The following is a 21,062-nucleotide window of genomic DNA, read 5'->3' as shown; positions in this document are numbered from 1 at the left end:
TTGAGCAAGGAGGGATTTTTATGTTAAACGAATACAAGATTATTAGATTACCTAAACAAAATATTTTACTAGCTTTTGCAAGATTAGTATTAATTGCGATTGCTTTACAATTATGTATTTTATATATTCCATCATTAGTAGGTTTTGCGAAAGAAGCTAGCAATCATGAACAAGAAAATGATTTTCGTATACGCGTTATTGCCAATAGCAACACGACAAAGGATCAGCTTGAAAAGGAGCAGCTTGTCAAAAATTTAAAGCCGTATTTCAAGCAAGTAGTCGCTAGTGCTGGATCTAAAACTGTGGATAACGAGCAAATACTTTCATTAAAACAAGAAATTGAAGCAGAAATAAAAGAAAATTATCCACAACTTCATGCACAAGTTGTACTTGGGGATAACTTATTTCCACCAAAAAGACAGAACGCTGTACTTTATCCACAAAATTTATATCATTCGATTGTCGTGAAAATCGGTGATGCACGTGGTGATAACTGGTGGTGTAGCATATTCCCATCAATTTGTGAGCCCGATAAAGAAGAACAAAAAGTAGAACCAAAAGAAGAGAAGGAACACGTTACATTTTTTATATGGGAATGGATTAAAGGTTTTTTTGAATGAATTGTTCACGAATTCAGACAACTTATACACAATTTTTAGTAAGTTATAAACATTATGTGGATAATTCAGTGAAAACGAATAATTGAAGGAAGGTTTTAATTATGGAAACCGGTTGCAAGATTGTGGACAGTAATGTGAATAGTCAGAAAAATTATACACAGGCTGTGGATATCTTAAATGCAGGTGGAGTCGTGGCATTTCCAACAGAAACGGTTTATGGCCTAGGAGCTGTTGCAACAAATGATGCAGCAGTTAAAAAGATATTTGAAGCAAAAGGTCGTCCTTCAGACAATCCGCTAATTGTTCACATTGGCACGAAAGAAGAAGTTGAACTCTATATAGAACATATTTCAGAAGTAGCCAAAAAATGCATGGATTTATTTTGGCCAGGTCCGCTGACACTTGTCATGCCTGTAAAACCAAACGTGCTGGCAAACAGTGTGACAGCTGGTCTAACGACTGTCGGCATTCGTATGCCAGATCATCCAGTTGCGCTCGCCTTACTACAACAATTAAAAAAGCCACTTGCTGCGCCGAGTGCTAATCGTAGTGGGAAGCCAAGTCCTACAGAAGCAATACATGTTCAGGATGATTTGGGAGGGTACATACCTTATATTTTAGATGGAGGTTCTACTGGGATTGGACTCGAATCCACTGTGTTAGATGTAACACATGAACCTCCAGTAATTTTGCGTCCAGGTGGAATTACGAAGGAAATGTTAGAGGCTAAGATTGGTCAAGTACTTCAACCTTCAAAAATAGAGCAAAAATTAGAGGCTACTCCAAAAGCCCCTGGTATGAAATATACACACTATGCTCCTAACGCACCTGTACTATTAATTGAATGTGATTTGAAGAAAGTCCATGAGGCTGTACATCAATTACAAAAACAAGGGTATAAAGTAGCGTTACTTGCACCAGCTAGCTTTGTTGACAGTAAGGCTGATTTTTATTTCTCAGTAGGAGAAGCTGGTAGTAAAGAAGAAATGGGTGCGACATTGTACCATGCCCTAAGAGCTTGCGATAAAACAGCAGCTACAATTATCCTAGCGACTACTACATCGACTGAAGGGGTAGGAGCTGCCATTATGAATCGACTTGAGAAAGCGGCTGGAGGAAAATGGTATACTCGTTAATAAAATACCTATAAAAATAGTATGTTAGAAGTAACTTCTAGCATGCTATTTTTTGTATTGAAGATACTTAGACTTTTGTACTTGAGCTATAGTTGTGGAAAGCGTAGCGAGTTTTTACCATAACGGAAGGCGATTGTTCATTGTTGAGTGACTTTTAACACCTCTTTGTAAGGAAATTGTATTATGATAATACTGTATTTCCGAGCATAAAATGATAAAATATTAGAGAGTGAAGGAGTGCTTTCTTGCAGGGAATTCTTGCAGGTATAATAACGTCTATAGATGTGATTGGTTTATATGTATTGATACCAAATGTTAGATATCGATTTTTTTTGTCAGTTTGGACAGCTGCTTTGCATATGCTTTTCCCGTTATTAGGTTTCGAATTAGGACACTTTTTAGTGCATTTCCTCTTAGAGTGGGGACAATGGATTTCAAGTATTTTATTATTTTGCATGGGCTTACATTTACTATTATTTTCGCGAAAAGATGAAAAGGTGACAATTTCACCAATACTTTTAGCTGTGACTGCAAGCCTAGATACCTTTTCAGTAAGTGTTTCTTTTGGTATGCTACACTTAGAGAAAACAGTATTTATTATAAGTGCAGGTGTAAGTGCGCTTATTTGCTCTTATGGGTCATTAGTCATTGCACGAAGAAGTCAGGTCTTGCTTGGCAATAAATTTCAAATAATTACAGGAATTTTTTTTATCATTATGAGTGTACTAGCTATCCGGCAATAGAGAAAACAGTGGAGGGTGATAAGTATGAAAATACTATTTGTTTGCACCGGGAATACTTGTCGCAGTCCAATGGCAGAGGTAATTTTAAAACATAAACAAATTGACAATGTAGAGGTCCGTTCAGCGGGCATTTATGCCATGCCAAATGCGGAAATGTCTGCACATGCACAACAAGTATTATATGAAGCAAATATGACGCATCAGCATTTAGCAACACAATTATCAATAATTGAAATGGAGTGGGCTGATTTAATTTTAACAATGACAACAGCTCACAAAGATACAATCATCGCTCATTTTCCAAATGCAGAACAAAAAGTTTTTACTTTAAAAGAATATACAAGTGAAGGTAGCGTAGGAAATGTTGTAGATCCTTACGGAGGTAGTAAAGAAATCTATGAAGTAACATTTGCAGAATTAACGGAATTGGTAGAACGACTAGCAAAAAAACTTGAAGAGGATTGAGGGTCGCTATGAAAAAACAGTTTGGCTTACGACTTAAACTAGTATTATTTGTCAGTATACTTGCACTAATCACGTACAGTATCAGTTTTATTTTCATCGAATATTTACAACCTACCTTTTTCCCAGAGACTAATCGTAAACTGTTTGAAATTTTTACTTATGTGTCAGGGATTGTGTGGTCGGGTATTTTGGCTGCAGTTTTCAGTGTAATCTTAATTAAACCTTTACAGCAGCTCGAAAATTCAGCTTCCCGTGTAGCACAAGGGAAAATTGGACAGGATGTAGAAATGCCGAAAACAAGTGATGAGATTCGTTCTGTGGCAGAGGCATTTCAACAAATGGTATTAAATTTACGACAGATGGTTGAAAGTATAGATCTTAACTTCCAACAAACAAATCAATCGATAATTCAACTATCTGATGAAGCTGCAGTTGCAACAAAAAAGGCAGAGAATATTGCCTCTACCGTAAAACATATTTCTACAGGAGCAGAGGCGTCTGCTACAGCAGTACAAGATACAGCTGAAGCTATTGAAGATGTACGAGCTCTCGCAACAGAAGTCAATAGTAGAGCAGAGGCATCTGCATCACAATCCAAAGAGATTCTACATAATTTAACGACAACAACAAAAGCGATCGAAACGTTAGTGAATAGTATTCAACAAATTGCGGCTGGCAATAATGAGGCATTAGAAAGCATTCGCCTATTAGAGGAAAACGCTGGACAGGTAGAGCGTATCATTAGCTTAGTTGGCGATATTGCAGCACAAACAAATTTACTAGCTTTAAATGCTTCAATTGAGGCAGCACGTGCTGGAGAACATGGAAAAGGTTTTGCTGTTGTAGCTGAAGAAGTTCGTAGTTTAGCTGATGAAAGTGCGAAGGCGGTACAAGGCATTACTTCCCTTGTTCAATCTATGCAACAAAACGTTGAGATTGTTGTAAAACAAATGAATCATCAGGTGACATTTGCGACAAAAGAAGCTGCACGTGTATCAGAAACTACGACAGCGGTAGAAGGTATGTCTTCAAGTGTACACGAAATGGCAACATCGATTGTGGAAATTTCTTCACTAATTGAACAGCAAATGCATAATATTGAAACAACTGCTCGTCAATCACAAGAAGTTGCAGCCATTGCTCAAGAAACGTCAGCAGGTGCACAGGAAGTTCGCAGCGCAACAGAAGAACAAGCATACGCCATTGAGCAAGTAGAAAAACTAGCAGAAAGCTTAAAGATACAATCAGAAGAACTGCATAAAATGATCCAACAATTTGATAGACAAGCATAAATATGATTTTAAACTGTAGATAAACTCGAGTAAGTATCGAGTTTGCTACAGTTTTTTTTATAGTGTATTAAGGCTTGTATATGGTACCCGAAGAGTTGGGAGCGACGGATAGAACTCGAAGCGACGGAAGCGACGGATAGAACTCGAAGCGACGGAAAGAACAGCAGCAACGACGGAAAGGATAGGCAAAGCGACGGAAAGAAGAGCAGAAGCGACGGATAGAACTCGAAGCGACGGAAAGAAGAGCATCAACGACGGAAAGAACAGGCAGAGCGACGGAAAGAAGAACAGAAGCGACGGATAGAACTCGAAGCGACGGAAAGAACAGCAGCAACGACGGAAAGAATAGGCAAAGCGACGGAAAGAAGAGCAGCAACGACGGAAAGAAGAGCTACATCAACAGATAGAACATCAAACTAAAAAGGCTTCACATTACGCCACACTCGCATTTAGCATAGAATCTCTCTATATCGCTAACTATTGGTAATGCATAGAAAAATATTGATATAGTATGTCCACTGTAATTGAAAAGGTAAAAAAACTTTAGAAGCTAGAATATTACAACAAATAACCATTATCCGAATTTATCAACATGATATTCACAATATCCACAGGAAAATGAATTTAAAAGTGAATGATTTTATGTGAATTTACAAGAATTGTTCGTCTTTTAGGAGAAATCAGCATAAAAATGCAAGAAAAATCATGTTATTCTTGAGATAGAAGTGGTACACTAGTGTTGACTATAATTCGAAAAGAGGGAACCCAGTGAGAATAGCAATTTCTTCTGATCACGGAGGCAATAACTTACGTCGTGAGATTATGCAGCTGTTAGATGAGCTACATATTAGCTACGAAGATTTTGGTCCACAATCTGCGGATTCAGTAGACTATCCTGATTATGCAAAACCAGTTACTGAAGGTGTTGCTAGCGGGGAATTTGATAAAGGTATTTTAATTTGTGGTACAGGCATTGGGATGTCCATTGCTGCAAATAAAGTTAAGGGGATTCGTTGTGCTTTAGTGCATGATTTATTCAGCGCGAAAGCAACGCGTTGCCACAACGATTCAAATATTTTAGCGATGGGTGAGCGTGTTATTGGGCCAGGCCTTGCACGTGAAATTGCTAAAGTATGGCTTGAAACAGATTTTGAAGGTGGTCGTCATACGCGCCGCATTGAAAAAATTGCTGAGCTTGAGCAATAAGAAAAGCAACTAAGTTTGCTGACATATGTCCTAAGTTTAGTGTGACATAAATAATTTAGAAATAAAGGGGCTGAGCATAGTGGGTGTACAACAAATACGAACACATTTGACTCAGTTACTCAGTGAATTTGAAGAGCAGGTAACCCTACGACCAAATACTATTTTTGTCGTAGGCTGCTCGACATCTGAAGTGATTGGTCAGAAAATTGGCACAGCAGGCGCGCTGGAAATTGCAGAGGCGATTTTTGAGCCGTTGCAGGCATTTGCAAAGAAACATCAACTACATCTAGCGTTCCAAGGATGTGAGCATATTAATCGTGCTATTACAATGGAAGCAACAACAGCAGAACAATTTGGTTATGAACCAGTAGCAGTTGTGCCAGTTCGTACAGCAGGTGGCTCGATGTCCGCTTATGCGTTTACGCAATTTACAAATCCAGTTGTTGTGGAAGCTGTGCAAGCAAATGCAGGTATTGACATTGGTCAAACACTCATAGGTATGCATTTAAAGGCAGTAGCTGTTCCAGTTCGTACTTCTGTGCGAATGGTAGGAGAAGCGGTTGTAACAATTGCAACAACACGTCCGAAGCTGATTGGTGGAGAGCGTGCAGTATATAAATAAAATTACCTCTGAAATCAGTGGTATACAAATAACGATTATACTTAGGAGGCTTTTTCAAACATGGCATACGAAAAATTAGCAGTACAAGACAAAGCAGTATTAGACGGAATTCTTGCGGAAAAAAAACGCCAACAAGCAAATATTGAGTTAATCGCATCAGAAAACTTTGTATCTGAAGCGGTAATGGAAGCACAAGGTTCTGTTCTAACAAATAAATATGCTGAAGGTTATCCAGGTAAACGCTACTATGGCGGTTGTGAACACGTAGATGTTGTGGAAGATATCGCACGTGACCGTGTGAAAGAAATCTTTGGTGCAGAATATGCAAACGTACAACCACACTCAGGTGCACAAGCAAACATGGCTGTATACCACACGATTTTAGAACCAGGTGATACAGTACTTGGGATGAATTTATCTCATGGCGGTCACTTAACACATGGATCTCCTGTAAACTTCTCAGGTATTCTATATAACTTCGTTGAATATGGCGTAACAAAAGATACTCAAGTAATCGATTATGAAGATGTGCGCCAAAAAGCGTTAGAGCATAAGCCAAAACTAATTGTTGCAGGAGCATCTGCATACCCACGTGAAATCGATTTTGCTAAATTCCGTGAAATCGCTGATGAAGTAGGAGCATATTTCATGGTGGATATGGCACATATCGCTGGTCTTGTAGCTACTGGTGAGCACCAATCACCAGTGCCATACGCTGATTTTGTAACATCTACAACACATAAAACATTACGTGGCCCACGTGGTGGTTTAATCCTAGCTTCGAAAGAATGGGAGCAAAAGCTTAACAAATCTGTATTCCCGGGTATCCAAGGTGGACCATTAATGCACGTAATCGCTGCAAAAGCTGTAGCATTCGGTGAAGCATTACAGCCAGAATTCAAAGAGTATTCAAAACAAATTAAAGCTAATGCTAAAGCTTTAGCAGAAGTATTAATTGCAGAAGATGTTGAAATTGTATCTGGTGGTACGGATAACCACTTGTTACTTCTTAATGTGAAATCTCTTGGCTTAACAGGAAAAGTAGCAGAGCATGCACTTGATGAAGTAGGCATTACAACAAATAAAAATACAATCCCTTACGATACAGAATCTCCATTCGTAACTTCTGGTATCCGCATTGGTACACCAGCTGTGACATCTCGTGGCTTCAAAGAAGAGGACATGAAAGAAGTTGGTTTAATTATTGCTGCGGTTCTTAAAAACCCAGAAGATGAAGCAGTTAAATCGGAAGCAAAAGCTCGCGTCAAAGCTTTAACTGACAAACATCCATTATACGCATAATTTAATAGATAAGGCTGTGGTTAAAGTGATAGATTGCACTTTAACCACAGCTTTTTTTATTAGTTAAAAGTGAAGGCTGGGCATCAGCGTCACAGATGAGACCCTGGAAGTTAGAGGAACGAAGGCTAAGAGCACGTCCTGTGATAACGCCTTCGTGACCAACCCCGTGTTGTTGCCGCTTCGCTTTCGCGCAAAAAACATCTGTTGGCACAAGCAGCTTATCGGACGCTCCTAGGAAAGCTCCCAGTCGGAACGGAAATCAACCACACGTTTTGAAGATGAGCAGTTTTTTGTTAACATAGAAATAAAATACTCCTATTTTTGAATTTATTTACATAAACTTAGTAGAAAAGGATATATTATAGTAGAGTGAGACAGATAATGTCCCCTTGCGAAGAAAATTTTTCATAAAAGTGACAATTTATTGAATTTTTATGTACAATATTAGAGAGATTTAACTTCTTTCAGCGGAAGTTTCCCACCTCTATAGGTGGGGAGATGAATGCAGGTTTAAGTTACTTTTCAGCGGGTGTCCAAACATCCACTGAAATAGAGGAACTCAGTCTAAGAACGCCACGTCCTGTGGCAACGACTGAGTGACCAACTTCGTGCTGTTGCTGTCGCTTCGCTTTCGCACAGACAAAACACCTTGCTGCCGCTGCGTTAGCACTACGCTTTCGCGCAAAAAACATCTGCCGCTGACGCTACGCTTTCGCGCAAAAAACATCTGTTGGCCTAAAGCCTCCGGCGGATGTCACAGAATCGGAAAGGAGTTAATAAAGGATGTTAGCCTAAAAATCATCGCATCCATGCGATAACGGCTAACTGACCTGCATCACGTTGTTGCTGTCGCTTCGCTTTCGCACAGACAAAACACGTTGTTGCTGTCGCTTCGCTTTCGCACAGACAAAACACGTTGTTGCTGTCGCTTCGCTTTCGCACAGACAAAACACGTTGCTGCCGCTACGTTAGCACTGCGCTTTCGCACAAAAAACATCTGCTGCTGCCGCTTCGCTTTCGCGCAAAAAACATCTGCAGGCCTAAGCACAAAGCCGATTCCGGACGCAAATATGCCGAGGCATAATTGATAGAGATAGAGGGAGGAGGGACTGGATGGTTACTAAAACAATGTACATAGAAAATGAAATGCTATTAAATACAATTCGTAGGTTAGGTGATAACTCTAAAGAAAGCTACGTTATTTTTGATGCAACAAATAATCATTGCGTAATAGAATGTAATAATTCTTTTTGTACGCTTACAAATACTACACGTTCAAAAATAATAAATAACGATTATTTTTTATTGATGGGAAACGAAGAACAGACAACTATTGAAAAGATTAAACAAAAAATACATAGCGGAGTCATAGTGCAAGCAAAATGGCACTATAATTGTTTCGATAAACCTCCTTTTTGGGCAGAGATACAAGCACTCCCATTTCAAAATAATAAAAATGAAACATTATTTGTACTAGTACTTGTGAAGGATGTTACGTACTATCACACCGATGAATTTTTAATGCGCCTTGAGAAAGCTATGTACGAAGCGATTGAAAAGGACAATTCCTTTGATAAAAAGATGAGCATTATTTGCAGTAGTCTTGATGAATTTTTTATGCCAGATATATCAAGTATGGTACTTGTCAAAACGGAGGCAGATCAATTACGAATTTTTAGTGGGAACGATAAAACAAAAGGTTTACCGGAGCGTTGTGAAAACAATGAATTTTTTAAGAGAGTTATGCAAGGAGAGACATCCATTCTCGTTAAGAGCTTGGATGAAATTGATATTCCAATAGAACATAAAATGTTTGCCAATTCCTCTAAAAAGCTATTTGGATGGTTTATGCCAATATACAATCAACAACAGCAAGCAATTGGATTATTTGCGATATTTTTAGAGCAACATGACCAGAAGTTTTTTGAAAGTTTGTTTCGGAAAATTGGTGCTCTTGTTGCATTGGCATATTCGTATGCAAAAACACAAAAAAGGATATGGGATTTAGCCTATACCGATATCACAACGGGGCTGCCTAATCGACATGGTTTTTTAAACAAGGTAGAAAAAGAATGCGGTCAAAATGGCAATATCAAAATTTTAAAGCCGAGCGAATTCCCTCAAATTGTCGAGTTATATGGTCGTGAAGCGGGAGATGAGCTTTTAAGACAAATTGCCAAACGTCTAAATGAAGAGAAGTATGAGCATAACGAATATATCGCTAGGTTTACAAGCTCTAGTTTAATCATTTCAAATGCGACATCCGATGAAGGTTTCTTAAATTATGAAAGGCGTATAAAAGAGATTATTCGTCAGCCCTTTATTGTAGGTGGCAAGCAAATTTATATTACACTGAAAACTGGAATTGCTTTATATAATGATGAGATAAAAATGGTTGATGCAATTCGCTTTGCAGATAATGCTGTATCCTTTGCGGCCAATAAACCAGGTACTCATACGGAAATATTTACGCAAGAAAGAAATGATGTGCTTGAGCAGCAAATGACAGTGTTAAACCATTTGGCACAAGCATTAAAAAACAAAGAAATCTCGGTGAATTTACAGCCAAAGGTTGATTTACGGACAGGTGAAATTCAAAGTATTGAAGCGCTCGCTCGCTGGATTTCTCCGAAACTCGGTTTCGTGTCTCCGGCAATCTTTATTCCAGTGGCAGAAAGTGCGGGAAAGGTACGAGAAATCGATATTCAAATATTAGAGATAGTTCTTTCGTGGTTAGCAGGGCGTAAAAGATTAGGGAAAAAATTAGTGAAGGTAGCAGTAAATATTTCGCCTGATCATTTTTACTATGCTAATTTTGTGCAGGATACATTGGAGCTTGTTCAGAAATACGATATAGATCCGAGATATATCATTTTAGAAGTAACGGAAACTATTGGCCTAGTTGATTTTCAGACCGCTTTTTCTATTATTCAGGAATTAAAGGGGTACGGCTTTGAAACTTCGGTGGATGATTTTGGAACAGGCTTCTCATCACTAAGTTATTTACAAAGACTGCCGTTTACTGAATTGAAAATAGATCGAAGCTTTATTAATGCTATTAATGATGCTGCGACACTCGCTATTGTCCGATCCATTATTCAATTAGCATTAAATTTAGGAATGACTTCAGTCGCAGAAGGTATTGAAAGTAAAGAGCAGGTTGAGATTTTACGCGCACTCGGCTGTACAATAGGACAAGGTTACTTCTATTATAAGCCGATGACAATAGAACAGTTAGATGCAATACTTGATGAATAATCGCTTTTATATGTAGTAAACATTCTTGAAAAGGAATTGTCCCAAATTTATTTTTGAGACGACTCCTTTTTTCTGTTATACTAGGTGAGATAAAAATGAAATCCGAACGGTTAGGAGCGAATCCCTTTGAGCAAAGTATACGTATTTGATCATCCACTAATCCAACATAAGTTAACTTATATTCGTGATAAGAATACAGGAACAAAAGAATTCCGTGAGCTAGTAGACGAAGTTGCAACATTAATGGCATTCGAAATTACACGTGATATGCCAGTAGAGGAAATTGAAATTGAGACACCTGTTACAGTCGCTAAGACAAAAGTACTTTCTGGTAAGAAAATTGCGATTGTACCGATTTTACGTGCAGGTATTGGCATGGTAGATGGTGTATTAAATCTAATTCCAGCTGCAAAAGTTGGTCATATCGGTCTTTATCGTGACCCAGAAACTTTAAAACCTGTAGAATACTATGCAAAACTTCCTGCAGATGTTGAAGAACGTGATTTCATCATTGTAGACCCAATGCTTGCAACAGGTGGATCAGCAGTGGAAGCGATCAACTCACTGAAAAAACGTGGTGCGAAAAGCATTAAATTCATGTGCTTAATCGCAGCGCCAGAGGGTGTAAAAGAAATTCAAGAACAGCATCCAGATGTAGATATCTATATCGCTGCACTTGATGAAAAATTAAATGACCATGGCTATATTGTCCCTGGTTTAGGTGATGCAGGCGACCGCTTATTCGGTACGAAATAATACTGAACAGTTTACCAGTTGAATTCATTTAGTATGTAATTTTTGGCAACTTATAACTTTTGAGAGCGTCCTTCAATATTGAAGGACGTTTCATAGTATGTTAGGCGAATTACTTCTCTTGAAGTCCGGCACTTTTCTCATATGACGCAGATCAATGGAAGTAAAGCACTTTTCATACAAATATAACAAAGGACGGTGTAAATCGTTTTGATGAAAAAATGGAAAGTAATGACGATTTTCGGTACGAGACCAGAAGCTATTAAAATGGCTCCACTTGTATTGGAGTTACAAAAGCATCCTGAGCAAATAGAATCGATTGTGACGGTAACAGCCCAACATCGCCAAATGCTCGATCAAGTTTTAGACACATTTAAAATTACACCAGACTACGATTTAAATATTATGAAGGATCGTCAAACATTAATTGACGTGACGACTAATGCATTACAAGGCTTAGACAAAGTCATGAAAGAAGCAAAACCGGATATTGTTTTAGTACATGGCGATACAGCAACAACGTTCATTGCAAGCCTAGCTGCATTTTATAACCAAATTGCTATCGGACATGTAGAAGCAGGTCTTCGAACTTGGAATAAGTATTCACCATACCCAGAGGAAATGAATCGCCAGTTAACAGGTGTCATGGCTGACCTTCATTTCGCACCGACAGAAGTATCAAAGAAAAACCTTTTAGATGAAAATAAAAACCCTGAGACTATTTTTGTGACAGGTAACACAGCTATCGACGCATTAGCGACAACAGTAAGTGAACATTACACACATCCTGTGTTAGAAAAAATAGGTTCGGATCGTATGATTTTATTAACAGCACATCGTCGTGAAAATCTAGGTGAACCTATGCGTCATATGTTTAGAGCGATTATTAGAATTTTAGCAGAGCATGAGAATGTACAAGTTGTTTACCCAGTCCATATGAACCCAGCTGTACGAGAAATAGCTAATGAGATTTTAGGAGATCATAAGCGTGTACATTTAATTGAACCTCTTGAGGTCTTCGATTTCCATAACTTTGCGGCTAATTCTTATATGATTTTAACTGATTCTGGTGGCGTCCAAGAAGAAGCACCTTCATTAGGTAAACCAGTTTTAGTACTTAGAGATACAACAGAGCGCCCAGAAGGTATTGAAGCAGGGACTCTTAAGCTAGCTGGAACGGAAGAAGAAACAATCTACTCTCTAGCTAAGCAATTAATAGAAGATACAAATGCCTATGAAGCAATGGCAAAAGCGTCAAATCCTTATGGTGATGGACACGCTTCTGAGCGTATTGTGAAGGCTCTTTTGGGATTTTTACAAAAAAGCAAGTAATATCCCTTATTGAAAACGAAAAATAAGTCTAATGTACTAACCGTGATGAGTGAGCTAATTTGCGAGCATAAATGTGTCGTAAATTAGCTTTTTTTTGCACAAACGTGAACTTTGATTTTGAAACTATGAATTTCCATACACAAATTTGTCAACAATTTGACAAGAGTATAGTGGCTGTGAAGTTTTTCTCCTTTACTAATTGACTTCAAATATCTCCTATTGTATGCTTACAAAGGGTAATAATGATAAGGGTTTCAAATCGTAAATAGAGGTTGAAACACTTGTTACATCAAGTTTCTACTAAATTGACAGTTCAAACCATAAGCTGTCGATTTGCAACGTTTTGTGCGTTTCGGGGTGTAAGATATTTTTTGGGATTTACACCTGTAATTTCAAAATGACGCTCTCCCGTTACTATTCCGCTGTGAGTAGTGTTTTTCACTGCTCTTTTCTGATTTCACATAGTGGTCAGCAAACGTTTCTTTACTCGAAAAAATGATTCAGGAGATTATAAACCAATGCTAGATTTGCATCACATTATTGCTGTGCAGAAGAGAGCGTTATTTTTTTTGCTCGCACTCTGTGCATTAGGCTGGGGATTTACACCCTATCAGACGGTTTTTGCGGGCATCGCAATCGGTGCATTCTTTGGTACGTATAATTTTTGGATTTTAGTTCGCCGTATGGACAAGTTTGATCGATCCATTAGTGAAGGGAAGAAAGTAGGCTCACTTGGTACAGCGCTTCGCTTTGCATCAGGTGTAGCGGCAGTCGCTTTAGCCATTTCGTTGCCAAACTATTTTCACTTAATTAGCACGGTCATAGGGCTAATGATTCCGTACGTTTTTCTCTTTGTCGAGAGAATTGTGTCACATGTAAGGAACCGCTAATGTGCTTTAAATTAGAAAGAGAGGTGAAAAATAACAATGAATCATGAAGCTCCATTACAAGTAGTTGATTTTGGTTTGTTCAAGCTAACGTTCAACCTTTCAACTGTTATGATGTTACTAGTTGCGGCCGTAATCGTTTTCTTAATCGCATTTATCTCAACTAGAAGCCTAAAGTTAAAACCTACTGGCATGCAAAACTTTATGGAATGGATTATGGATTTCGTAAAGAACATCATAAAAAGCAATATGGACTGGAAAACTGGTGGACGATTCCACATATTAGGTATCACACTTATTATGTTTATCGCTGTATCTAACTTATTAGGTCTTCCATTCTCTATCGCCTATAACGGCGAACTTTGGTGGAAATCTCCTACAGCTGACCCAACTGTTACAATGACGCTTGCAGCAATGATTTTAGCCTTAACACATTTCTATGGTATTAAAATGAAGGGGACAGGCCATTATGTGGGTACATTCTTCAAACCAATGTCATTCATGTTCCCGCTAAAAATCGTTGAAGAATTTGCGAACACTTTAACATTAGGTCTTCGTCTTTACGGTAACATTTATGCAGGTGAGATTTTACTTGGCTTAATCGCAGGTTTAGCATCATCAGGTGCTATTGGATTCATCGGAGCAATTGTTCCAATGATGGCATGGCAAGGTTTCTCTATTTTCATCGGCTTTATCCAAGCCTTTATCTTCACAATGTTAACAATGGTATACATGGCTCATAAAGTGAGCGATGACCATTAATATAAAGCATATATCTTATGCTTGAACTAAAAAAAAACAAACAATTCCAAGGAGGAAATTTTCAAATGGGTTTATTAGCAGCAGCAATCGCAATCGGTTTAGGTGCACTTGGTGCAGGTATCGGTAACGGTCTTATCGTTTCAAAAACAGTAGAGGGTATCGCTCGCCAACCAGAGGCTCGTGGCGTTCTTCAAACTACAATGTTCATCGGGGTAGCATTAGTTGAGGCCCTACCAATCATCGCAGTAGTAATCGCATTCATCGTAATGAACAAATAATTCAGTTGTACACTGAATTCTAGTGGCGAAGCAGGAATCTCCAGATGAAACTTCGCCATTCATTTTGGAACTGATAAAAGCTATGTGTAAATATAGCTTTTTAAAATAGGTAGTTTTTCAAGTTATTAAATTATTATGTTGAAGTTAAAGCTCTTGAAGGGAGTGAAACAATCGTGTTTTTAGATTATCTTGTACTAGGCAACGCTAGTGAAGGTTTCAATGGTGGTGATATCGCCGCAACATTAATTATCTTCTTAGTGTTAATGCTTTTACTTAAAAAGTTCGCTTGGGGTCCACTTATGGGCATCATGCAACAACGTGAAGAATTAGTAGCTAGTGAAATCGAAGCAGCTGAAAAAGCCCGCAAAGATTCTCACCAATATTTAGAAGAACAAAAGAGCCTTCTTAAAGAAGCTCGTACGGAAGCACAATCGATTGTTGAAGGCGCTAAGAAGCAAGGCGAAACGCAAAAAGAAGAAATTCTTACTGCAGCTCGCAATGAAGCAAACCGCTTAAAAGAATCGGCTTTACGTGAAATTGAGTCTGAAAAAGAAAAAGCTATTGCAGCTGTACGTGATGAAGTCGTTTCATTATCTGTACTTGCAGCATCTAAAGTCCTTAGCAAAGAGATTTCTGAGGCAGACAACCGTGCTCTAATTGAAGAGACGATTGCGAAGGCAGGGGAAGCTCGATGAGTAATTCAACTGTAGCAAAACGTTACGCACAAGCGCTTTTTCAATTAGCGCAACAAAAAAACATTCTTGCTGAAGTTGGAGCAGACTTAAACGAGCTAACAAAGGTTGTCAAAGAATCTCCTGATTTTTTAACACTTTTAAATGCTCCTAAGTTCTCTATCGAACGTAAGAAACAAATGGTAGCAGAAATCTTTGCAGGTGCAACTCCAGAGGTTGTACACGCAGTTCAACTACTTGTTGAGAAAAAACGTGTAAACGAACTGAAGCTTATTGCTAACGCATATGCTGAGCTTGCTGCACAGGCACAAGGTACTGCAGATGCAACAGTATTCTCTACTCGTGCACTTTCTGCTGAAGAAAGCGCTAATATTTCTACAACATTTGCGAAACTTGTAGGAAAACAATCATTAAACATTACAAACGAAATTGATCCATCACTTCTTGGTGGTATTCGTGTTCAAATCGGTAATCATATTTATGATAGCTCAGTAGCGAACAAGCTAGAGCGCCTAAAACGTGAATTAATCGGTTAATAATTTAGAAATGTGAGAGGTGACATACATGGGCATCAAGGCTGAAGAAATCAGCAGTCTGATTAAACAACAGATTGAGAATTATGAATCTGAACTTAAAGTAAGCGAAGTTGGTACAGTTATCCGTATTGGTGACGGTATCGCTCTTGCTCATGGCCTCGACAACGCCATGGCTGGAGAACTTCTAGAGTTCTCTAACGGTGTTATGGGTATGGCTCAAAACCTAGAAGAAGGTAACGTTGGTATCGTAATCTTAGGTCCATACGCTGACATCAAAGAAGGCGATGAAGTTCGTCGTACAGGTCGTATCATGGAAGTACCAGTTGGTGAAGAACTAATTGGTCGTGTTGTAAACCCACTTGGTCAACCAGTGGATGGACAAGGTCCAATCAACACAACAAAATCTCGTCCAATCGAAAGTCCAGCTTTCGGTGTAATGGCTCGTAAATCAGTACACGAACCACTACAAACTGGTATCAAAGCGATTGACGCTTTAGTACCAATCGGTCGTGGTCAACGTGAGTTAATCATCGGTGACCGTCAAGTAGGTAAAACATCAGTAGCAATCGATACAATCTTAAACCAAACTGGTGAAAATATGATTTGTATCTACGTTGCCATCGGTCAAAAAGAATCAACTGTACGTGGTGTAGTTGAAACGTTACGTAAGCACGGTGCATTAGATTATACAATCGTTGTAACTGCTGCTGCATCTCAACCAGCTCCATTACTATACTTAGCACCATTTGCTGGTGTTTCTATGGCAGAAGAATTCATGTTACAAGGTAAGCACGTATTAATCGTGTATGATGATCTTTCTAAACAAGCATCAGCTTACCGTGAACTTTCACTTCTTCTACGCCGTCCTCCAGGTCGTGAAGCATACCCTGGTGACGTTTTCTACTTACACAGCCGCTTACTTGAACGTGCTGCGAAGTTAAACGAAACATATCAAAATGGTTCTATTACAGCTCTTCCATTCGTTGAGACACAAGCTGGGGATATCTCTGCATACATCCCAACTAACGTAATCTCAATCACTGATGGACAAATTTTCTTACAATCTGACTTATTCAACTCAGGTGTACGTCCAGCGATTAACGCGGGTCTTTCTGTATCACGTGTTGGTGGATCTGCTCAAATTAAAGCGATGAAAAAAGTTGCGGGTACACTACGTCTTGACTTAGCTGCATTCCGTGAACTTGAATCATTTGCTCAATTCGGTTCTGATTTAGATAAAATCACACTGGCTAAACTTGAGCGTGGTAAACGTACGGTTGAAGTTCTTAAACAAGACCTAAACAAACCACTTAAAGTTGAAAAGCAAGTTGCTATCCTTTATGCATTAACTAAAGGTCACTTAGATGATATTCCAGTACAAGATATCGTTCGCTTTGAAGGTGAATTCTTAAGCTGGTTAGATACAAACCACACAAACGTTTTAGATCACGTTCGTACTACAAAAGAACTTGCTCCTGATGCTGATTACGTAGCAGCTTTAACTGAGTTCAAAAAAACTTTCGCTAAATCAGAATAAGTTCGAGCTAGTCACTTGATTAAAAAACAAAAGGTGGTGAAATACCAGTGGTAAACTTACGCGAAATAAAAGGTCGTATTAATTCTACAAAGAGTACGAAACAAATTACGAAAGCGATGCAGATGGTTTCTTCTTCCAAGTTACGTCGTGCAGAGCAAAACGCTAAAGCGTACGTTCCTTACATGGAAAAAATCCAGGACGTAGTAGGCGCGATCGCTTCAGGGACAAAAGACAGTGGACATCCAATGTTAACTGCTCGTCCTGTTAAGAAAACAGCTTACTTAGTCATTGGTTCTGACCGTGGTCTTGCAGGTGCTTACAACTCAAGTATCCTACGTCAAGTACAACGTACAATTGACGAGCGTCATAAATCTAAAGACGAATACGTGATTTTAGCAGTAGGTCGTGTTGTTCGTGACTACTTTGTGAAACGTGATCATAATGTCGTCAGCGATGTTATCGGTCTTCCGGACCAACCATCATTTGCTGATATTAAAGAAATCGCTCGTAAAGCTGTTGGTATGTTCATTGACGGTACGTATGATGAACTTTATATGTACTACAATCACTTTGTCAGCGCTATTGCTAGCGAAGTGACAGAGAAAAAACTTCTTCCATTAACGGATCTTGCACCTGCTAGCAGTAATGCTTCTTACGAATTTGAGCCATCTGGTGAAGCAATTCTTGAAGTATTACTTCCACAATACGCGGAAAGCTTAGTTTACGGCGCATTATTAGATGGAAAAGCAAGTGAACATGCTTCTCGTATGACGGCTATGAAAAATGCAACTGATAACGCATCTGATCTTATTTCAGACCTTTCATTGCAATATAACCGTGCGCGTCAAGCGGCGATTACACAAGAAATTACAGAAATCGTTGGTGGAGCTGCAGCCTTAGAATAGGCCCAGCTTCCCAATGTCGTATAAGAATACGATAGGAGGATACACAGTAATGAATAAAGGACATGTTATTCAAGTAATGGGTCCAGTTGTTGACGTAAAATTTGACAATGGCCAATTACCAGCAATCTATAACTCACTAACAGTTAAGATTGAACGTCCTAATGAAGAACCAACAATTCTTGCATTAGAAGTTGCTCTTCATTTAGGTGATGATTCTGTTCGTACAATTGCAATGTCATCTACTGATGGCTTACAACGTGGAGCAGAAGTAACAGACTCAGGAAAAGCTATCTCAGTACCAGTTGGTGAAGTTACTTTAGGTCGTGTATTCAACGTACTTGGAGAAGTAATCGACTTAGGTGAAGAGATTCCAGCTGACGTTCGTCGTGATTCAATTCACCGCGAAGCACCATCTTTCGATGAACTTTCAACTACAGTTGAAATTCTTGAAACAGGTATCAAAGTAGTAGACTTATTAGCACCATATATCAAAGGTGGTAAAATCGGTCTATTCGGTGGTGCCGGTGTAGGTAAAACTGTATTAATCCAAGAATTAATCAACAACATCGCACAAGAGCACTCAGGTATCTCTGTATTCGCTGGTGTAGGTGAGCGTACTCGTGAAGGGAACGACTTATTCTTCGAGATGAGCGATTCAGGCGTTATCAAGCAAACAGCGATGGTATTCGGTCAAATGAACGAACCACCAGGTGCACGTATGCGTGTAGCTTTAACTGGTCTTACAATGGCAGAATACTTCCGTGATGAGCAAGGTGCTGACGTACTTTTATTCATCGACAATATCTTCCGTTTCACACAAGCAGGTTCTGAGGTTTCTGCCCTATTAGGTCGTATGCCTTCTGCGGTAGGTTACCAACCAACACTTGCAACTGAAATGGGTAAATTACAAGAACGTATCACATCTACTAACAAAGGTTCTGTAACTTCTATTCAAGCGATCTATGTACCAGCCGATGACTATACTGACCCGGCTCCAGCTACAACTTTCGCCCATTTAGATGCAACTACTAACCTTGAGCGTAAATTATCAGAAATGGGTATCTACCCTGCGGTTGACCCATTAGCTTCGACTTCTCGTGCTTTATCACCAGAAATCGTAGGCGCTGAGCACTACGCAATCGCTACTGGTGTACAACGTACAATCCAACGTTACCGTGAATTACAAGATATCATTGCTATCTTAGGTATGGATGAATTATCTGATGAAGATAAACAAACAGTAGAACGTGCTCGTCGTATTCAATTCTTCTTATCTCAAAACTTCCACGTTGCGGAACAATTTACTGGTCAAAAAGGTTCTTATGTACCTGTTAAAGAAACTGTTCGCTCATTCAAGGAAATCCTTGATGGCAAATGGGATCACCTACCAGAAGATGCTTTCCGTCTAGTTGGTTCTATTGATGAAGTAGTTGAAAAAGCGAAAAGCATGGGCGTAGAGGTTTAATACTAGGGACGAGGAGGAAAAAATATGAAGACAGTTCTAGTCAATATTGTCACTCCCGACGGCCCGGTATACGATTCTGAAGTATCAATGGTAATCGCTAAAACAACTTCAGGTGAAATCGGTGTTCTTGCAGGCCATATTCCTATGGTTGCTCCACTTGCAATTGGTGCAGTGAAGCTTAAAAAAGAAAACGGTTCAACTGAACTTGTAGCTTTAAGCGGTGGTTTCATTGAAGTTCGCCCTGAAAAAATCTCAATTTTAGCGCCGTCTGCTGAAATTGCTGAAAGCATCGATGTTAAACGTGCTAAAGAAGCCGTTAAACGTGCTGAAGGTCGTCTTCAAGATAAACAAGATAACATTGATTTCAAACGTGCTGACCTAGCATTAAAACGTGCGTTGAATCGTATCAACGTTCATGAGGGTAATATCTAATTCGAATTTTAACGGGCAGATTCAACATCTGTCCGTTTTTTAACTTTATGCAACCGTTTGAGAGTATCGCTAGAGAAATTAATATGGAGGAACCAACATGGAAATATATGAGGCAATAGGGCAAGAAGCTTTAATAGGGATTTTTTCGCATATATTTTTTATCGCTATTACTTTTTATGCGCTACAAGCGTTTATGCTAGAAAAAATCTTTAAGAAGAATAAAGTTTTTCAAATCCAATTAATTTATATTTTATTGAGTATTGCGATAGGATCAGCCGTTTCTAATTTCTTTCTGCAAATTTCAAACTGGTCAGGGAAGCTTCCGTATTTATTTTAATAGCCCCTTATTACTATCTTTATGTTAGTAATTGAATCTACATGTTTCACAGGGCTTTATAACATAATTTATGTGGTCCTTTGAAATATGTAAAAATCAGTTTTAACTTCTTTCAGTAAAAGTCTCCCATCTCTATAGGTGGTGAGATGAATGCGAGTTTAAGTTACTTTTATACAAACATCCGCTGAAATAGAGGAACTCAGTCTAAGAACGCCACGTCCTGTGGCAACGACTGAGTGACCAACATCATGTTGCTGCCGCTGCGTTAGCACTACGCTTTCGCACAAAAAACATCTGTTGGCCTAAGCCTCCGGCGGATGTCACGGAAATCGGAAAGGAGTTAATAAAGGATGTTAGCCTAAAATCATCGCATCCATGCGATAACGGCTAACTGACCTGCATCGGTAAAAACGCCACGTCCTGTGGCATTACCGAAATGACCGACATCGTGTCGGCCCTCGTGCAGGCCTAAGCACAAAGCCGATTCCGGACCAATTATGCC

At 39.0% G+C, this 21,062-nt stretch carries 22 protein-coding genes; 21 read left to right on the top strand and 1 reads right to left on the bottom strand.

Annotated elements, in window-relative coordinates:
* The first annotated feature begins 20 nt into the window (after positions 1–20).
* From ABH968_RS13485 to glyA, 8 genes are all read left to right on the top strand, one after another.
* Positions 21–620 carry a stage II sporulation protein R gene (locus ABH968_RS13485; protein WP_370044651.1) on the top strand — a complete coding sequence of 200 codons (600 nt, stop codon included), beginning with the start codon at positions 21–23 and terminating at the stop codon, positions 618–620.
* A 101-nt stretch (positions 621–721) separates the two neighbouring features.
* Positions 722–1,756: an L-threonylcarbamoyladenylate synthase gene (locus ABH968_RS13480; protein ID WP_370044649.1), complete on the top strand. Its 1,035-nt coding sequence runs from the start codon at positions 722–724 to the stop codon at positions 1,754–1,756.
* A gap of 245 nt (positions 1,757–2,001) precedes the next feature.
* Positions 2,002–2,499 carry a manganese efflux pump MntP gene (locus ABH968_RS13475; protein ID WP_370044647.1) on the top strand — a complete coding sequence of 166 codons (498 nt, stop codon included), beginning with the start codon at positions 2,002–2,004 and terminating at the stop codon, positions 2,497–2,499.
* A gap of 24 nt (positions 2,500–2,523) precedes the next feature.
* Positions 2,524–2,964 carry a low molecular weight protein arginine phosphatase gene (locus tag ABH968_RS13470; protein WP_370044645.1) on the top strand — a complete coding sequence of 147 codons (441 nt, stop codon included), beginning with the start codon at positions 2,524–2,526 and terminating at the stop codon, positions 2,962–2,964.
* Between the two features lie 8 nt (positions 2,965–2,972).
* Entirely contained in the window at positions 2,973–4,256 is a 1,284-nt protein-coding gene (locus tag ABH968_RS13465; RefSeq protein WP_370044642.1) for a methyl-accepting chemotaxis protein, read from the top strand.
* 768 nt (positions 4,257–5,024) lie between these two features.
* Positions 5,025–5,462, top strand: a complete 438-nt coding sequence (rpiB, locus tag ABH968_RS13460; protein WP_370044640.1) for a ribose 5-phosphate isomerase B — start codon at positions 5,025–5,027, stop codon at positions 5,460–5,462.
* Positions 5,463–5,541: 79 nt separating this feature from the next.
* Positions 5,542–6,084, top strand: a complete 543-nt coding sequence (locus tag ABH968_RS13455) for a TIGR01440 family protein (protein WP_370044638.1) — start codon at positions 5,542–5,544, stop codon at positions 6,082–6,084.
* A gap of 60 nt (positions 6,085–6,144) precedes the next feature.
* Positions 6,145–7,386 carry a serine hydroxymethyltransferase gene (glyA, locus tag ABH968_RS13450; RefSeq protein ID WP_370044636.1) on the top strand — a complete coding sequence of 414 codons (1,242 nt, stop codon included), beginning with the start codon at positions 6,145–6,147 and terminating at the stop codon, positions 7,384–7,386.
* A gap of 798 nt (positions 7,387–8,184) precedes the next feature.
* Here the strand turns inward: glyA and ABH968_RS13445 are convergent.
* Complete coding sequence (locus tag ABH968_RS13445) at positions 8,185–8,328, bottom strand: hypothetical protein (RefSeq protein WP_370044634.1); 144 nt, start codon at positions 8,326–8,328, stop codon at positions 8,185–8,187.
* A 171-nt stretch (positions 8,329–8,499) separates the two neighbouring features.
* Here ABH968_RS13445 and ABH968_RS13440 point away from each other — a divergent pair, with 171 nt between their 5' ends.
* From ABH968_RS13440 to ABH968_RS13380, 13 genes are all read left to right on the top strand, one after another.
* Entirely contained in the window at positions 8,500–10,644 is a 2,145-nt protein-coding gene (locus ABH968_RS13440) for an EAL domain-containing protein (protein WP_370044632.1), read from the top strand.
* 126 nt (positions 10,645–10,770) lie between these two features.
* Positions 10,771–11,400, top strand: coding sequence for a uracil phosphoribosyltransferase (gene upp, locus ABH968_RS13435; RefSeq protein WP_370044630.1), 630 nt, complete (start codon positions 10,771–10,773; stop codon positions 11,398–11,400).
* 207 nt (positions 11,401–11,607) lie between these two features.
* A complete protein-coding gene (gene wecB, locus ABH968_RS13430; protein WP_370044629.1) occupies positions 11,608–12,729 on the top strand; it encodes a non-hydrolyzing UDP-N-acetylglucosamine 2-epimerase in 1,122 nt (373 codons plus the stop codon).
* Between the two features lie 518 nt (positions 12,730–13,247).
* Positions 13,248–13,619, top strand: a complete 372-nt coding sequence (locus ABH968_RS13425; protein ID WP_053484445.1) for an ATP synthase subunit I — start codon at positions 13,248–13,250, stop codon at positions 13,617–13,619.
* Between the two features lie 36 nt (positions 13,620–13,655).
* Complete coding sequence (atpB, locus tag ABH968_RS13420; RefSeq protein ID WP_370044627.1) at positions 13,656–14,378, top strand: F0F1 ATP synthase subunit A; 723 nt, start codon at positions 13,656–13,658, stop codon at positions 14,376–14,378.
* Between the two features lie 65 nt (positions 14,379–14,443).
* A complete protein-coding gene (atpE, locus tag ABH968_RS13415) occupies positions 14,444–14,656 on the top strand; it encodes a F0F1 ATP synthase subunit C (RefSeq protein ID WP_049668022.1) in 213 nt (70 codons plus the stop codon).
* A 173-nt stretch (positions 14,657–14,829) separates the two neighbouring features.
* Positions 14,830–15,351, top strand: coding sequence for a F0F1 ATP synthase subunit B (gene atpF / locus ABH968_RS13410; protein ID WP_370044625.1), 522 nt, complete (start codon positions 14,830–14,832; stop codon positions 15,349–15,351).
* Entirely contained in the window at positions 15,348–15,884 is a 537-nt protein-coding gene (locus ABH968_RS13405) for a F0F1 ATP synthase subunit delta (protein WP_370044623.1), read from the top strand. The genes atpF and ABH968_RS13405 overlap by 4 nt, the downstream gene beginning before the upstream one ends.
* 28 nt (positions 15,885–15,912) lie before the next feature.
* Complete coding sequence (gene atpA / locus ABH968_RS13400) at positions 15,913–17,421, top strand: F0F1 ATP synthase subunit alpha (protein ID WP_370044621.1); 1,509 nt, start codon at positions 15,913–15,915, stop codon at positions 17,419–17,421.
* A gap of 47 nt (positions 17,422–17,468) precedes the next feature.
* A complete protein-coding gene (gene atpG, locus ABH968_RS13395) occupies positions 17,469–18,326 on the top strand; it encodes an ATP synthase F1 subunit gamma (RefSeq protein WP_370044620.1) in 858 nt (285 codons plus the stop codon).
* A 49-nt stretch (positions 18,327–18,375) separates the two neighbouring features.
* The gene (gene atpD / locus ABH968_RS13390) at positions 18,376–19,791 is read left to right on the top strand and encodes a F0F1 ATP synthase subunit beta (RefSeq protein ID WP_323654278.1); all 1,416 of its coding nucleotides are present in this window, start codon (positions 18,376–18,378) and stop codon (positions 19,789–19,791) included.
* A gap of 24 nt (positions 19,792–19,815) precedes the next feature.
* Positions 19,816–20,223: a F0F1 ATP synthase subunit epsilon gene (locus ABH968_RS13385; RefSeq protein WP_100545243.1), complete on the top strand. Its 408-nt coding sequence runs from the start codon at positions 19,816–19,818 to the stop codon at positions 20,221–20,223.
* 97 nt (positions 20,224–20,320) lie between these two features.
* Entirely contained in the window at positions 20,321–20,560 is a 240-nt protein-coding gene (locus ABH968_RS13380; RefSeq protein WP_370044617.1) for a DUF1146 family protein, read from the top strand.
* The last annotated feature ends 502 nt before the right edge of the window (positions 20,561–21,062 follow it).

The sequence above is a fragment of the Lysinibacillus sp. RC79 genome, from assembly GCF_041262405.1.
Classification (GTDB): domain Bacteria; phylum Bacillota; class Bacilli; order Bacillales_A; family Planococcaceae; genus Lysinibacillus.
This window is presented reverse-complemented; position numbering and strand designations above follow the sequence as displayed.